Raw genomic sequence first — 14407 nt, forward strand, 5'->3', positions numbered from 1 at the left:
TGCCAATCAACTGAGAGCCTCGCGGAACTTCAGAAACCTGGCATCTGTCATCACCCGCGCGTTCATCGCCTCACGCAGGGCCCCGACGCTTTTGTACGGGCGCATGGTGACCTCAAACAATTGAATCAATCCGTCGTCGTTCAAGGTGATCAGGTCTACCCCAACGGCGTCAAACTCGCCGATTTTGCACTGGAATTCTACTGCCCAGTCGTTGCCATCCCCCATGACACGGCGATAGCTAAAGTCGCTGAACACCTGACCAACATGGCCAAGCACCGCTGCTACTGGCGCACGACCTGTCCAGGTTTTCCAATATGTGGGGGGCATAAACTGCACATCTTCGGCCAGTAACGCGGCGATTTTGGAGTCGTCGCCCTTGGCCACCACCTCCATCATATGGCTGATTGTCGAATGCATTGAGTTCTCTCTTGGGTTTATCCGATCCTGCGTTGCCGTGTAGAACTGGACAAGCACGACGTTACGGGAACTTGCCCCCGCAGTCCGCAGGCGCTAGGCAGGCGCTTATGGCAGTTTCAAGCGAATATACCCCACCGCAGGACCCGTTAGAGTACCTGCATTCCGACGCCCAGATCGTGGCGGTGAACAAACCGGCAGGATTGCTTTCAGTGCCGGGGCGGGGTGATCACCTTGCTGATTGCCTGCTGACACGGGTGCAAGCCGCATTTCCCGAGGCACTGTTGGTGCATCGGCTAGACCGCGACACCTCGGGTGTGATCGTTTTTGCCCTGACGCCCCATGCACAGCGTAACCTGTCGGCGCAGTTCCAGGAACGTACTACCCGTAAAGTGTATGTCGCGCGCATTGTTGGCCGACTTGAGCCGCGCACGGGAACTGTGGATCTGCCATTGATCGTGGATTGGCCCAACCGGCCGCGGCAGATGGTGTGCCACGATACCGGCAAAGCATCGGTCACGGATTGGAACGTTGTCAAATACGGCGCAGATGAAACCCGCGTGCGGCTGACGCCCAAGACCGGCCGAACGCATCAATTACGGGTGCATATGATGGCGCTGGGCCATTCGATTCTGGGTGACCCGCTTTATGCTTCTGGTGACGCCAGAGAGCATGACCGTATGATGCTGCATTCGCAGGAACTGCGGGTAAAGCACCCAGAGACCAGCCAATCCATCAAGTTTCGTGCCAAACCAGACTTCTGATTCTGTTCCAAATTCATCATCCTTTGGGCGGTTGGGGCATGGTAAGACCCTTGGTCTTTTGGCCGAAGAGCATAAAAACTGCTAGGGATTGACCCACGGCTCGCAGATGCCTATCTACGCCGCAGGTTCAGGTCCCCTGCTGCTCGCGGCCAATTGGCTATGGTGAAACCTGCTAGTTCTACATCTTCCGCCCAACATCATGGCGCGCCAGATGGTAATGCGAGCCCCGTCAGAACAAACGCGCCCGTTGATATTGGACGAGGCAAAGATGATGAATACCCCTAATCTGGCTCCGGTTTCGGAGCTGAAAGTGCAGGCAAAACGCTTGCGTGACAAACTTCAATCCAGTGGCATCAAGATCGGCCACAGCAAGTCGCTAGAACTATTGGCGCAGCAACACGGTATGCGGGACTGGAACACTTTGTGTGCACAGGCTGGCAATAAACTGCACCTGCGTGTCGGGGATCGTGTGCAAGGTCGCTATATGGGACAACGGTTTGTGGCCACAATTCGCAGTCTGACTGTGCTTGGCGACGGCGACCAACGCCGGATCACCCTGCATTTTGACGACCCGGTTGATGTGGTAAAGTTCGACAGCTTTTCAAACTTCCGCCAGCGGGTCAGCGGGACGATTGGTTGGGATGGTCGGTCGGCCAGAAAAACCTCGGATGGTGTGCCGCATTTGGTTGTTGAACTGACATCGCCCAATTGACTCTTAGAGACCCGTTTCTTGCTCCTTTTGCCAACCGTGAAACAAGAGAGCAGGAAACGGGTCGCCGGAGGCCATACAGGACGGTCATGTGGATCTGTGATTAAAACATGGAGGCCACATAATGGAACTTAACGATAAGACTATCATCATCACCGGAGCCAGCAGCGGAATTGGTGCAGCAGCAGCCCTGCTGTTCGCTGCCGAAGGTGCCAATGTGGTGCTGGGGGCGCGGCGAGGCAAAGAATTGGATCAGGTCGCCGGTCAAATCCTGCAAAGCAACGGTTCGGTGGTGACGCTGGCTGGGGATGTCACCGATGCTGACTATGCTCAGGCTTTGGTTGATTTGGCTGTAGAAAGCTATGGTGGATTGGACGGAGCATTTAATAACGCAGGTATGATGGGTGACATGTGCCCCGTTGGTGAGATGTCGGTCGAAACTTGGAATGCGGTCATCGGGACCAATTTGACCAGTGGTTTTTACGCCGCCAAAGCGCAAGTCCCAGAGATCGAGAAACGTGGCGGTGGCTCGATCCTGTTTACATCATCATTTGTTGGTCATTCTAATGGTGGAATGCCGGGGATGGGAGCCTATGCTGCGGCCAAAGCCGGGTTGGTCGGGCTGGCGCAATCGCTGGCAGCAGATCATGGCGCCAATGGGGTGCGGGTAAACACGTTGCTGCCCGGTGGTACGTTGACGGCGATGGCTGGCGATGACGCCGAGGCTCATGCGTTTATTTCCGGACTGCATGCGTTGAAGCGGATGGCGCAACCGACAGAGATTGCCCAAGTGGCGCTATTTTTACTGTCAGATCGAGCGGGGTTTGTAACGGGTAGCCCGGTGCTGGCAGATGGTGGAGTGTCAGTTCGGCTAGTTTAAAACGAACCTCCAATAAAAGGAAAGCCGCCCGGTTTGGGCGGCTTCCATCAAGATGTGATGCTGAACTTACTCAGCAGTCCAGCCACCAACAGCTTTGACCTCCAAGAAGTCCTCGATGCCCCAGCTGCCACCTTCGCGACCATTGCCGGACTGCTTCATGCCGCCAAATGGGGATCCGGCCGAGCGGGACTGACCGTTCATCTCAACCATGCCCGACCGCAGCTGACGTGCCATGCGGTTGGCGCGTGCCATGTCCTGAGTCTGGACGTAGTTGGTCAGACCGTAAGGCGTGTCATTGGCGATCTCGATAGCCTCTTCTTCAGTGTCGAAAGGGATCATTGCCAGAACCGGGCCAAAGATTTCCTCGCGTGCCACAACCATCTGGTTGTTCACGTCGGCGAAAATGGTTGGCTTGACATAGAAACCCTTGTTCAACCCGTCAGGGCGACCTGTGCCACCGGCAACCAATTTGGAGCCTTCGTCGATACCTGCCTGGATCAAGTCTTGGATCTTACCCCACTGTAGTTCGTTCACTACGGGCCCAATGTGGCGACCTTCTTCGGAGGCCGGACCAACGCTGACCTTGTTGGCAACTTCGACAGCGGTGGCGACGGCCTGATCATAGATACCACGCTGCACCAACATCCGGCTGGGTGCATTACAGCTCTGGCCAGTGTTGTTCATCATGTGCAGCACGCCGCGTTTGACAGCCTTTTCGTCGGCATCGTCAAAAATCACGTTGGCACCTTTGCCACCCAGTTCCAGGTGAACCTTCTTCAGGGTCTCGGCTGCCGACTTGGAAATCGCAGTGCCCGCACGGGTGGAGCCAGTAAACGACACCATATCAACATCTGGATGTGCCGTCAGAGCCGAACCGACGCCTACACCATCGCCATTGACGAGGTTAAACACGCCAGGCGGGAAGCCTGCCTCGTCCATCATCTCGGCAAAGATCATCGCATTCAACGGGCTTTGCTCGGACGGCTTCAGAACCATGGTACAGCCAGAAATCGCCGCCGCGCCCACCTTGAGCGTGATCTGGTTCATAGGCCAGTTCCACGGGGTAATCAGCGCAGCAACTCCGACCGCCTCGTGGATGATCATGTCATTGGGGGCGTGATCGCCGAGTGGCTTTTCAAACTGAAACTTTTTGGCGGCCCGAATGAAGTTTTTCAAATGGTAGATGCCAGCGCCCACCTGCTGGCTGCGCGCCATATCAATGGGGGCGCCCATTTCAACAGACATCGCCTGAGCCAGATCCTCGCCTCGGGTTTGGTATGCCTCTACCAGCTTCTCGACCATGGCAATACGTTCGGCCGGGGGTGTTGCCATCCATCCTGGCAGTGCGGCCTTGGCGGCGGCTACTGCGGCGTTGGTATCTGCCTCAGCCCCAAGAGAAATCACCGCACAGGCGTCTTCCGTCGAAGGGTCGATGACCGCAAAATCATTGGATTGTGACGGGGCGACCCACTGGCCGTTGATGTAAAAATCGCGTTTCTCGATCATGTCCGATGCTCCCAAACATACTGTTCCCGACCGGGCGGTCGGGGAATTGACGCTACTTTGTCACTGTGTTCCAGACTCGGCAAGGGGCTGACTAGATAATTTGATCAAATTACTAAAAGGGGAGACCTCAGACCTTGGCAGGAAGCCCTTTCTTGTAACGAATGGTTGATGTGTTGATTTCTTCTGGTGTCATTTCCAAGGGGGTGTAACGTTACGGAACAAGGATTGCTTGGGTGCTTATTCAGCGCCCGTTTCACAGGAGAGGAGAATAACATGGGCCTGCGCATTAACGATGTGGTTCCGAATTTTACTGCCGAGACAGACCAGGGAACGGTGACGTTTCACGACTGGATTGGTGATAGCTGGGCAATTCTGTTTTCCCACCCCAAAGATTTCACACCGGTGTGTACCACCGAATTCTCGGCTGTCGCGCAGCTAGCTGATGAATGGGCCGCCCGGAGCACCAAGGTGATCGGCGTGTCGGTTGACGGCGTCGAGGACCACAAGAAGTGGAAGCTGGATATTGAGAAATACGGTAATTCCGCGCCAGGCTTCCCTATCATTGCGGACAAGGGGCTGGAGGTGTCCAAGGCCTTTGACATGCTGCCAGCCGAAGCCCACCTGCCGGACAAGCCCACCCCTGCTGACAGTCAAACTGTTCGTAGCGTGTTTATTATCGGCCCAGACAAACAGCTGAAACTGTCGATGACATACCCGATGTCAGTGGGGCGTAATTTCGCCGAGATCTTACGGGCACTGGACGGGCTGCAGATGTCAGCCAAAGGGGTTGCTACACCAGCCAACTGGATGCCGGGCGAGGATGTTATTATTCCAGTTCCAGTATCTAACGAGGAAGCCAAAGCGAAGTTTGGTGAGTTCGAGACTATCCTTCCGTACCTGCGTAAGACGAAGGCGCCGGGTTAGAATAAAATGCCGAAACGGGTTGCAGGATTAACTGCAGCCCGCTTGGTTAGTTTTCGCCCAGTTGACCGACGTGTACAAACCTGTTTGATGAGCCCAGTCAGAAATGCGGGGTTTCCTGGTGAAAAGAGATAAGAAACGTTGGGAAAAGTTCTTTTCCCTAAGTCGCCATCGCAGGCGGTTCGGGGCGGAACTGAAATCTCTTGATGGTGACTATGAGGCATTAAAAACCTCGATCATTGATGGTGGAGAAGTTGTCCAGACCCGTGGATCCGGCGATGATGTTAATGCTCATTTTGAGGCACTGCGCTCTGAATTCTCCGGCCAGCCGGAACTTGTTTTCGAACACGCCCGCCTGATTGTCCTGATACGCCGGGACTTCAAGGCCGAGGAGGCTTTTACGGAATTAAAGAAAATGTGGGAAGCAGAGGAAGAATTTCTGCTCGAACATCTAAACCTGCGCTGGATCGTAGCTGCGACCGACAGTTTTGCGGACCTGGATCCGGCACCCGAAAACAGGGCAACCGCACTTTCCATTGGCCTTATGGTCAACACAATGAAGACTTATGAATCAGAGCGTTACATTAAGAATATTGGTGATGAAGAAGTGGACCAATCCAAGGTCGAGCATCTCAGTCGGCACTTGGTTCCGATTTTCAGTGGCCTTTCGATGCTAACGATTGGAACTGATGACACACTGCGGAATATGCGTTGGCGAATTGACCGTCAGGCCAAAGAGGGGCTTCTGGGCCGTGTACTGAAACACGTGTTTATTCGTCTTCAAACTGAAGACAATGCATTTGCCAGAGTAAAGGCGCTGCATCGTCGTGAACGTACATCTTGGTGGTAAGCGAAGCGGCTAAAACGCGTCGCTGTCTACGGGGATGTGCTTGCGTCGACCGCCCAGGAAAATTGTCCAAAGCCGTAGCCCTTGTTTGATCTGGGAAATTACCCGCCTCCAGACTTGGGCTGGTGTCTTGACTGCATCGGGGCCTTTGGGGCGTGCCAACATAGATTGAGTCGTGAGAGGTGAGGTGAAACCGTACAATGCACATTGATCGGATTGCATTGCGATGCCTGGAACCGTTTGAAAAGAGCGTAGTGCATAGGTTGAACATATGACGGCATCTGCCAACACTGCGCGGCCCTCACTTGCCAATAAGAGCTTTCTAGCACCATTAGGCCACAAAACGTAAGCAGCTGCGCCACTGCGGTCGAGATACAGGCGATGCAAGTTCGCGTTTTGACAGTGAAACGAGGCGTTTCTCGATATGATCTTTTTACGTTTGCGCACTTCTAAAGTTGCGTGATCAATACCCGTCTTCTGTTCAAGGTCTGACAGAAAATTAGCAGTATATTTTGCAAGAATGGCGTCATCTTCCAAGATTAAAGCCGGCTCTGACCCAGAGGCGACTGATCGCCATACTTCCCGATGACTGGCTAAACAGGCCATTTCGTTCTCTGTGACAGTTCGCTCCCATTTCTTTCGGTCGATGGCTTGGTATTCAGTGGAAAGCGTCTTCGGTGTAATGGCTTCAAAGCGTTCATATGCTAGGCCGAGTTCCATCATCTGTTGCTCTTGAAACGTTCGGCGAGAGGTTTGAGATTTGAGACTAATCAGGATGATGCGCATGGTGCAGGCCCAGAGTTGTTTGCCAAGGGTATCAAAAAGCCGGTTAGATGTTTTGGCTAGAGGACAGTTCGGATGACTTAAGAACGCCTTTCAAAAAGGCAACTTGCTTTGATCTCTTCCGTTTGGAGAGCAAAACAACGGGTGAAAAAAGTTGAAAAATCGCAAGCCCAAGGGCGCGAGAAAAGGGGAAGCTACGATTGTGTTTACGTGCCGTGTAAACACGTGATTGCCCCATATGAAAAGCCTTGAGGGCGGCTATTGTGGGGGTCGTGGCGGTGGATTGACCCTGCGCGTGGGTCACCAAAGCGTTCCGAACGAACATTAATGAGCCACACTCAGATCGCAGGCGAAGGGCTAGGTCGTCATCTTCATGATAAAGAAAAATGGCTGGGTCAAAACCGGAAATGGCCTCAAAGTCTTTTCGCCTTACCATCAAGGATGCACCAGACAAAATACTGACTTCCTGATCCTGTTCAGGCCAGCCACGTGGCATTTTCTCTGCTGACGAAATCAGGCAGCTACCGCGTTTGAAATATGGCGATCCATTTTCGTTTGAGATACGCGGATTAAAGGCGCTGGCACTAGGGTTTCGGTCTGCAGCAAGAACCATTTCCTGAACTGTATTTTCGGACAGCAAAGTGTCCGGGTTCTGGAATAACAAAAAATCTCGGTCAGCCAGTTGTGCGCCTTGATTACAGGCAGAACCAAAACCTTTATTTTCATCGTTCGCAATTAAGCGGGTATTAGCTTCATCAGTAAGTTCGTGAAGCACCTGGATGTCGTCAGACCCATTATCGACCAGTATGATCTGACACTCTGGCGGAATGGTTTTAATCATCTTGCGCACGACTTCATTGCTGTTGAAGCAAACAGAAACGACGGAGACACGTTCGGCAGGGGATGATTGGTTCATATCTTCTTTCTAGCAACAAGGCATGCGAGAACAACTCTAACCTTTTATAGCAATTAGCAATTTTGTTGCTATTCAAAAAAGGCCCTGCCGTCGCCAGCAGGGCCCTTCTAATTTCACAAGAAAACAGGCTTAGTCAGCCTTTTTCTCTTCTGGCTTGATCTCTTCGCCAGTTGCCTGGTCAACGATCTTCATCGACAGGCGAACCTTGCCGCGGTCGTCAAAGCCCAGCAGTTTGACTTTTACTTCCTGGCCTTCCTTCAGAACGTCCGAAGGGTGGTTCAGGCGGCGGTTTTCGATCTGGGATACGTGTACCAGACCGTCGCGCTTGCCAAAGAAGTTCACGAAGGCGCCGAAGTCGACGATCTTCACAACTGTACCGGTGTAGATGGCACCTTCTTCAGGCTCGGCCACGATCGAATAGATCATGTCGTAGGCTTTTTTGATCGACTCGCCGTTCGGGCTAGCGATCTTGATGATGCCGTCGTCGTTGATATCGACCTTAGCGCCGGACACTTCAACGATTTCACGGATCACTTTACCACCCGAACCGATCACTTCACGGATCTTGTCGGTTGGAACCTGCATGGTTTCGATGCGAGGCGCGTGAACCGAGAAGTCAGAAGCTTCGGTCAGTGCGTTTGCCATCTCACCCAGGATGTGGACACGGCCAGCCTTGGCCTGAGCCAATGCTTTTTCCATGATTTCAGGTGTGATGCCTGCAATCTTGATGTCCATCTGCAGCGAAGTGATACCTTTTTCGGTACCGGCCACTTTGAAGTCCATGTCGCCGAGGTGGTCTTCGTCACCCAGGATGTCGGACAGGATCGCATAGGAGCCGTCTTCTTCCAGGATCAGACCCATTGCAACGCCAGCAACCGGTGCTTTCAGAGGTACACCAGCGTCCATCATCGACAGCGAACCGCCGCAGACAGAAGCCATCGAGGACGAACCGTTTGATTCGGTGATCTCAGACACCAAACGGATGGTGTATGGGAAATCAGTCGAAGCAGGCAGAACAGCCTGAAGCGCACGCCATGCCAGTTTACCGTGACCGATTTCGCGACGGCCCGGGCCACCAACACGACCAACTTCACCAACCGAGTAGGGAGGGAAGTTATAGTGCAGCAGGAAGTTAGATTTGAAGTTGCCGTGTAGAGCGTCGATGAACTGCTCGTCGTCGCCGGTGCCCAGAGTGGTGACAACCAGACCCTGAGTTTCGCCACGGGTGAACAGAGCCGAGCCGTGGGTCCGTGGCAGCAGGCCAGTTTCCGAAACGATTGGGCGGATCTCGTCAGTCTTACGACCGTCGATACGAACACCAGTTTTAACAACGTCACCGCGCAGGATGCCAGCTTCGAGCTTTTTCAGAGCGGAACCGAGGTTCGCGTCGTCCAGTTGCTCTTCGGTCAGGGCAGCTTTGATGGTGTCACGTGCAGCGGCAACAGCAGAGGTACGCTCTTGCTTGTCGCTGATCGCGAATGCAGCGCGCATGTCAGCGTCGCCAGCGGCCTTAACGGCTTCGAACAGCTCTGAGTAGTCAGGTGCTGCAAAGTCGAACGGTTCTTTGGCGCAATCTTCGGCCAGATCAATGATCAGGTCGATAACCGGCTGGATCTGCTCGTGAGCAAAGTTCACCGCACCCAGCATTTCTGCTTCGGTCAGTTCGTATGCTTCCGACTCAACCATCATCACGGCGTCTTTGGTACCGGCAACAACCAGGTCCAGACGCTGCTCAGGGTTCAGGCGCAGGTCCTGCATGTCGTCAACAGTTGGGTTCAGAACATAATCGCCATCTTCAAAGCCGACGCGGCAGCTGGCGATTGGGCCCATGAACGGAGCACCAGAGATGGTCAGAGCAGCAGATGCCGCGATCATTGCAACCATGTCTGGGTCGTTGACCAGATCGTGGGACAGCACGGTGCACATCACCAGAACTTCGTTTTTGAAGCCAGGAACGAACAGCGGGCGGATCGGACGGTCGATCAGACGTGCGGTCAGTGTTTCCTTCTCGGTGGGGCGAGCCTCACGCTTGAAGAAGCCACCCGGTACTTTACCGGCGGCATAGTATTTTTCTTGGTAATGCACGGTCAGGGGAAAGAAGTCCTGGCCGGGTTTTTGCTTGCGGGCAAAAGTTACGTTGGCCATGACCGAGGTTTCGCCCAGAGTGGCGATAACCGAGCCGTCAGCCTGACGAGCAACTTTGCCGGTTTCCAGTGTCAGCGTCTCTTCGCCCCACTGGATCGATTTCTTTGTTACGTTAAACATCACGTTTCCTACGTAGGCCGCCAGGGCGTATCCCCTTTGGCCGGAAAAATGCGAGCCCATGCTCGCGACCCTATCCTTCGAATCTGGGGCTCGGGTCTCGGATGCCCCATTCCAGATTGCCTCGCGTTATAGGGTTTTTGGCAAAAAAGAAAGGTTCAATGCAATAACATCGCATGTCGGAGAGGATTTGCCGAGTTTAGGGTCGAAAAGTAAGCAACCTGTCCATCAAGGCGGTGCATCTTTAGGTTGTTCGGCTCTGTCCTGCAATCTAGGCTCCACTCGTGACGAGTGATGGATTAAGAAATTTGAACCAAAATGATTTCCTGCAAGGCGTCGGACTGCGATTGCTGGCCGCATTCCTGATGACTGCGATGTCGGCAGTTATTCACGCTGTGGCGAAAGAGGCGGCACTGGGGCAGATCATTTTCTGGCGCTCGGCGGTCGCCTTGATTCCGATTTGTCTATACATGGCTGCCCGAGGCGAGTTCCCCCATGCCTTGCGGACGCACAAACCAGGTTTGCATGTTGTGCGCAGCCTATTCGGGGCTTTCTCGATGGCGTTGTCGTTTTTGGCCCTAGCCTATCTACCTGTCGCAAATGTTCAGGCCATTGGTTATCTGGCTCCGGTCCTAGTGCTGCCGCTGGCCGCGGTTATGCTGGGCGAGAGATTGACCAAGGCGATTATAGGCGCCGTCATAATTGGTTTCGCTGGTGTCATAGCACTGCTGTGGGAGGCCATGTCACTGCCCGGCGAAGGTGCGGTGATCGGTGTCGCAGCTGGCCTGTGCTTTGCCGTTACCATGGCCTTTGTTAAGGTGCATACCAAGCGAATGACACTGACAGAACGGTCGTCAACAATCGCATTTTATTTCGCCGTGGTAGCCGCGTTAGCGGGGTTGGCGACCCTGCCGTTTGGCTGGCCGGATCTGGGTTGGGTTCAACTAGGATTGCTGGCCTTAGCTGGATTGATCGGTGGTGTTGGTCACATCGTTTCCAACGAGGCTATGGCGCGGGCCCCAGTCAGTGCTTTGGCCCCATTCGATTTTACCGGTTTGATCTGGGCGCTTGGCTTTGACATTGTGCTGTTTTCGAACGTTCCGGGCGTGTGGGGGCTGTTAGGCGTATTCGCTATCACTCTGGCCGCTTTGCTGGTCACGTATGCAGGTTCAAAAAGTAGGTCTGAAGTCCTCGCCTAGTCGCTGCTGGCCGCCTGTTCAAAGACTTGGGAGATTTGGTCTAGTGCTGTGCGATCCGCCTTGTAGAACACCCAGTTCTTGATCTTTTGCGACGTCACTAATCCGGCGGACTCGAGCGTCTTCATGTGGGATGTTACAGTTGGCTGAGACAGACCGGTTTTGTCGGTAATTGCGCCAACGCAAACACCATCGTCGACCAGATCACCGTCGATCTGAGGTGGGAAATGGGCGCAGGGGTCCAGTAGCCAATCCATGATTTGTGCGCGTTGTGGAGCCGCCAGTGCGCGCAGGGTAGGGACAGTATCTAGCAAAGGCTTGTTCATATAGATGGATGCCTATATAGATTTTTCCCGATATAGAATCGGCTGATCGCAGGGAGAATGCCATGAATGAGCTTGAGTTGCTACAGGATGCTGACCAGCGGGCGCAGGCCTATGTTGCAGGTATCGAGGGCCGACGGGTGTTTCCGGGGGATGCAGAACTGGCGGCACTGGGTGGTTTCCAAGAGGATCTGCCAGATGCCGGGCGGCCCGCAAGCGAGACAATTTCAATGATGGATTCGCTGGGGTCACCAGCAACCGTCGCCTCGAACGGTCCGAACTATTTTGGCTTTGTCATTGGCGCCAGCCTACCCGCAGCATCAGCGGCCGAACGGTTGGCATTGGCCTGGGATCAATGTGCCTCGACAAGCGATGGCAGCCCAGTTGCCGATGTGTTGGAAAAACAAGCCGGGCGTTGGTTGCTGGATATTCTGGACCTGCCACGGGAAAGCGCAGTTGCCTTTGGTACTTCGGCTACGGCCTGCGGGTTAAGCTGTCTCGCGGCGGCGCGGGCCGCGTTGCTGGATCGCATCGGCTGGGATGTGGTGAATGATGGCCTGATGGGCGCACCAGAAATCAAGGTGATCGTCCCTGCATCTACCCATGTCACCGTGCGCAAGGCGCTTCAGATCCTCGGGTTTGGCTGGGCGCGCGTGCAAAAGGCTCCGGTGGACGGGCAGGGCCGGATCATTCCTGATCAACTCCCCCCGATGGACCCGCAAACCATTCTGGTCCTGCAGGCGGGCGAGGTGAATACAGGGGAGTTTGACCACTTCGCCGAGATCATTCCACGCGCCAAGGCGGCAGGGGCTTGGGTGCACGTGGACGGCGCCTTTGGCCTGTGGGCGCGGGCGGCACCAAAGCTGCGCGATCTGACATTGGGGATTGAGGGTGCCGACAGTTGGACCACCGACGGCCACAAGTGGCTGAATACGCCTTATGACGGGGCGATGGCGATCTGCCGTGACCCGCAGGCCTTGGCGCGGGTTATGAACAGTGATGCGGCTTACTCAACCGCCTCAGCAGACGCACAAAAGAACCTGACGCTAGAGTTTTCACGCCGGGCGCGGGGCATTCCAATCTGGGCGGCATTGCGTAGCCTTGGCCGTAGTGGAGTTGCCGAGATGGTCGAAACCCACCACGCGCAGGCGCAGCGCATTGGCGATGTGTTGCGAGAGGCCGGGTTTGAGGTGTTGAACCGTGTGGTGCTAAATCAGGTGTTGGTGCGTGGTGTCGACGATGCGGCAACGCAATCCATTCTGAAGCAGGTACAGGATAGCGGCACCTCGTGGTTTGGCGGATCCGTTTGGCAGGAGCGACCAGCGTTTCGGATCAGCCTGTCTTCGTTCCGGACCAAAGATACCCATGTGGATCGGTTGATTGATTTGCTGCTACGCATCGGACCAAAGGGCTAAAATATCCTACCCAACAAAAAAACGCCCACTCAGATGAGTGGGCGTTTCCAGATCCAAATGGATCGGTATTCTTAGCGGCGGATGCCCAGACGTTTGATCAGGTCCTGGTAACGGGCCTCATCTTTGCCTTTGGTGTAATCCAGCAGCTTGCGGCGCAGAGCAACCATTTTCAAAAGACCACGACGACCGTGGTTGTCTTTCTTGTGGGTTTTGAAATGCTCAGTTAGCGTCGTGATGCGCGAGGTCAGAATGGCAACCTGGACTTCTGGCGAACCGGTGTCGCCTTCCTTGATTGCGAACTCTTTCATCAGGCGGTTTTTTTCTTCAACTGTGATCGACATCGGGGTCTCCTATTAGGTTTGTGTGAATGGCGCAGGCCGGGATGTCGTCCAGCACAGGCCCATGGAGTAGTCCCCACCCCAGACAGCACAAACGTGCGAATCCGTGGCGGATGCGCGGATATAGGCAGTTTTGGTGAGAATGGCAAAGGTAAACTGCTTGGCTGAGCTGATGCCCGCCTTTGGACTAGGTTGTCGGTAGGCCGGGCAGGGTGCTGCCGGTTTGATCTATCAAGACAACTTCGTTCAACGAAATCCCGGCAGGGGAGTTAACCCGCAGTGCCTCTGTTCCGTTGGCACGAATGATGCTCTGATCTGGTGTGTTCGAGACAGCCTCAATTTCGGTGTCCGGATCCGGTTGATTCTGAAAACTACGTAGTACTACTAGCTGATCCTCAGTGGAATCGAAGTCCAAGATCAGAGTAGAGACGCCTGCATTAATCCAATGCCCAGCAGTGACATGATCTGCACCGTCGCCCAAGGTCAGCACATCGTTGACCCTTGCGACCAGCGTATCTCACAGGATGCGCCATGTTTCAAAACAAATCTAGGACATGGGCTACTGCATGCCGGGAGATCTAATTTATTCCCACGGCTGGGGGACTTGGGTGTAAGCGATGTATAGCGGGTGTTTTGGATGTCCTGATTTGCTAAGCCCCAGTTGATGTAACGCCCGGCCACGGGCGCGCAGCAGGGCCTCGATGCGTGGCCCTTGGTTCAGATGCTCACCATTGGTGCCCCAGGCGCAGACGACCTGATCGGCCCAGCCCAGCCCGGCCAGAATTGCAGCCTCATTGTCCGGGCCAGCCGGATCGGCAGCTGCGCGCATGTCACGCGGATCGGTGGCGCGGTAGGCGAAAATGTTGGTGGCCCGAAACCCGCCAAATCCCAGTGACCTAGCCCGTCGCTCACAGCGCTCGATGGTGGGGTCGTTCTGCACCTCGGTTGCGGTGGATGGGTTCAACATCACAAACATCACCTTATCCCCAGCGTCATCCCAGACGCGGGTAAGGCTATAGCGATAGGTTTCACAGTCGGAATAAACCGCAGTCGAGGGCGCGTCGCCCTTGGTATGGGAGCGTGTGATCATGGGGCAGGGATGTCACTATGGTGTGGGTTAGGCAAGTCAAAGC

The 14407-nt window shown here is 54.7% G+C and carries 16 protein-coding genes; 7 read left to right on the forward strand and 9 right to left on the reverse strand.

Annotation, left to right across the window (positions count from 1 at the left end):
• Positions 1-6 precede the first annotated feature (6 nt).
• Positions 7-417, reverse strand: a complete 411-nt coding sequence (locus tag DL239_RS12990; RefSeq protein ID WP_167684529.1) for a nuclear transport factor 2 family protein — start codon at positions 415-417, stop codon at positions 7-9.
• A gap of 107 nt (positions 418-524) precedes the next feature.
• On the opposite strand from DL239_RS12990, the gene DL239_RS12995 reads away from it, so the two are divergent.
• From DL239_RS12995 to DL239_RS13005, 3 genes are all read left to right on the forward strand, one after another.
• Complete coding sequence (locus DL239_RS12995; protein WP_167684530.1) at positions 525-1178, forward strand: RluA family pseudouridine synthase; 654 nt, start codon at positions 525-527, stop codon at positions 1176-1178.
• A 268-nt stretch (positions 1179-1446) separates the two neighbouring features.
• Positions 1447-1890, forward strand: coding sequence for a glyoxalase superfamily protein (locus DL239_RS13000; RefSeq protein WP_167684531.1), 444 nt, complete (start codon positions 1447-1449; stop codon positions 1888-1890).
• A 121-nt stretch (positions 1891-2011) separates the two neighbouring features.
• Positions 2012-2767 (forward strand): SDR family oxidoreductase, encoded by a 756-nt coding sequence (locus DL239_RS13005; RefSeq protein WP_167684532.1) that lies wholly within the window; start codon positions 2012-2014, stop codon positions 2765-2767.
• Between the two features lie 66 nt (positions 2768-2833).
• Here DL239_RS13005 and DL239_RS13010 read toward each other — a convergent pair whose 3' ends face one another.
• The gene (locus tag DL239_RS13010) at positions 2834-4273 is read right to left on the reverse strand and encodes an aldehyde dehydrogenase family protein (RefSeq protein WP_167684533.1); all 1440 of its coding nucleotides are present in this window, start codon (positions 4271-4273) and stop codon (positions 2834-2836) included.
• 273 nt (positions 4274-4546) lie between these two features.
• On the opposite strand from DL239_RS13010, the gene DL239_RS13015 reads away from it, so the two are divergent.
• Entirely contained in the window at positions 4547-5197 is a 651-nt protein-coding gene (locus tag DL239_RS13015) for a peroxiredoxin (protein WP_167684534.1), read from the forward strand.
• Positions 5198-5315: 118 nt separating this feature from the next.
• Entirely contained in the window at positions 5316-6044 is a 729-nt protein-coding gene (locus DL239_RS13020; RefSeq protein WP_167684535.1) for a hypothetical protein, read from the forward strand.
• Positions 6045-6053: 9 nt separating this feature from the next.
• Here the strand turns inward: DL239_RS13020 and DL239_RS13025 are convergent, their stop codons facing one another.
• The 3 genes from DL239_RS13025 to pnp form a co-directional block, all read right to left on the reverse strand.
• Positions 6054-6827, reverse strand: coding sequence for a glycosyltransferase family 25 protein (locus tag DL239_RS13025; protein ID WP_167684536.1), 774 nt, complete (start codon positions 6825-6827; stop codon positions 6054-6056).
• A gap of 43 nt (positions 6828-6870) precedes the next feature.
• Positions 6871-7740 carry a glycosyltransferase family 2 protein gene (locus tag DL239_RS13030; RefSeq protein WP_167684537.1) on the reverse strand — a complete coding sequence of 290 codons (870 nt, stop codon included), beginning with the start codon at positions 7738-7740 and terminating at the stop codon, positions 6871-6873.
• Between the two features lie 129 nt (positions 7741-7869).
• Complete coding sequence (gene pnp, locus DL239_RS13035) at positions 7870-10005, reverse strand: polyribonucleotide nucleotidyltransferase (RefSeq protein WP_167684538.1); 2136 nt, start codon at positions 10003-10005, stop codon at positions 7870-7872.
• Between the two features lie 305 nt (positions 10006-10310).
• Here pnp and DL239_RS13040 point away from each other — a divergent pair, with 305 nt between their 5' ends.
• Entirely contained in the window at positions 10311-11201 is an 891-nt protein-coding gene (locus tag DL239_RS13040) for a DMT family transporter (protein ID WP_240931858.1), read from the forward strand.
• Here DL239_RS13040 and DL239_RS13045 read toward each other — a convergent pair.
• A complete protein-coding gene (locus tag DL239_RS13045; protein WP_167684539.1) occupies positions 11198-11524 on the reverse strand; it encodes an ArsR/SmtB family transcription factor in 327 nt (108 codons plus the stop codon). The genes DL239_RS13040 and DL239_RS13045 overlap by 4 nt on opposite strands.
• A gap of 62 nt (positions 11525-11586) precedes the next feature.
• Between DL239_RS13045 and DL239_RS13050 the strand changes: the two genes are divergently transcribed.
• Positions 11587-12936: a pyridoxal phosphate-dependent decarboxylase family protein gene (locus DL239_RS13050; RefSeq protein WP_167684540.1), complete on the forward strand. Its 1350-nt coding sequence runs from the start codon at positions 11587-11589 to the stop codon at positions 12934-12936.
• Between the two features lie 71 nt (positions 12937-13007).
• On the opposite strand, the gene rpsO is transcribed toward DL239_RS13050, so the two are convergent.
• The 3 genes from rpsO to DL239_RS13065 all read right to left on the reverse strand — a co-directional run bounded on the left by rpsO (position 13008) and on the right by DL239_RS13065 (position 14364).
• Complete coding sequence (rpsO, locus tag DL239_RS13055; RefSeq protein WP_167684541.1) at positions 13008-13277, reverse strand: 30S ribosomal protein S15; 270 nt, start codon at positions 13275-13277, stop codon at positions 13008-13010.
• A 184-nt stretch (positions 13278-13461) separates the two neighbouring features.
• On the reverse strand, positions 13462-13764 hold the full coding sequence (locus DL239_RS13060; protein ID WP_167684542.1) for a hypothetical protein: 303 nt from the start codon (positions 13762-13764) through the stop codon (positions 13462-13464).
• A 93-nt stretch (positions 13765-13857) separates the two neighbouring features.
• Positions 13858-14364: a DUF1643 domain-containing protein gene (locus DL239_RS13065; protein ID WP_167684543.1), complete on the reverse strand. Its 507-nt coding sequence runs from the start codon at positions 14362-14364 to the stop codon at positions 13858-13860.
• Between the last annotated feature and the right edge of the window lie 43 nt (positions 14365-14407).

The sequence above is a fragment of the Parasedimentitalea denitrificans genome (assembly GCF_011813015.1).
GTDB classification, from domain to species: Bacteria; Pseudomonadota; Alphaproteobacteria; order Rhodobacterales; family Rhodobacteraceae; genus Parasedimentitalea; species Parasedimentitalea denitrificans.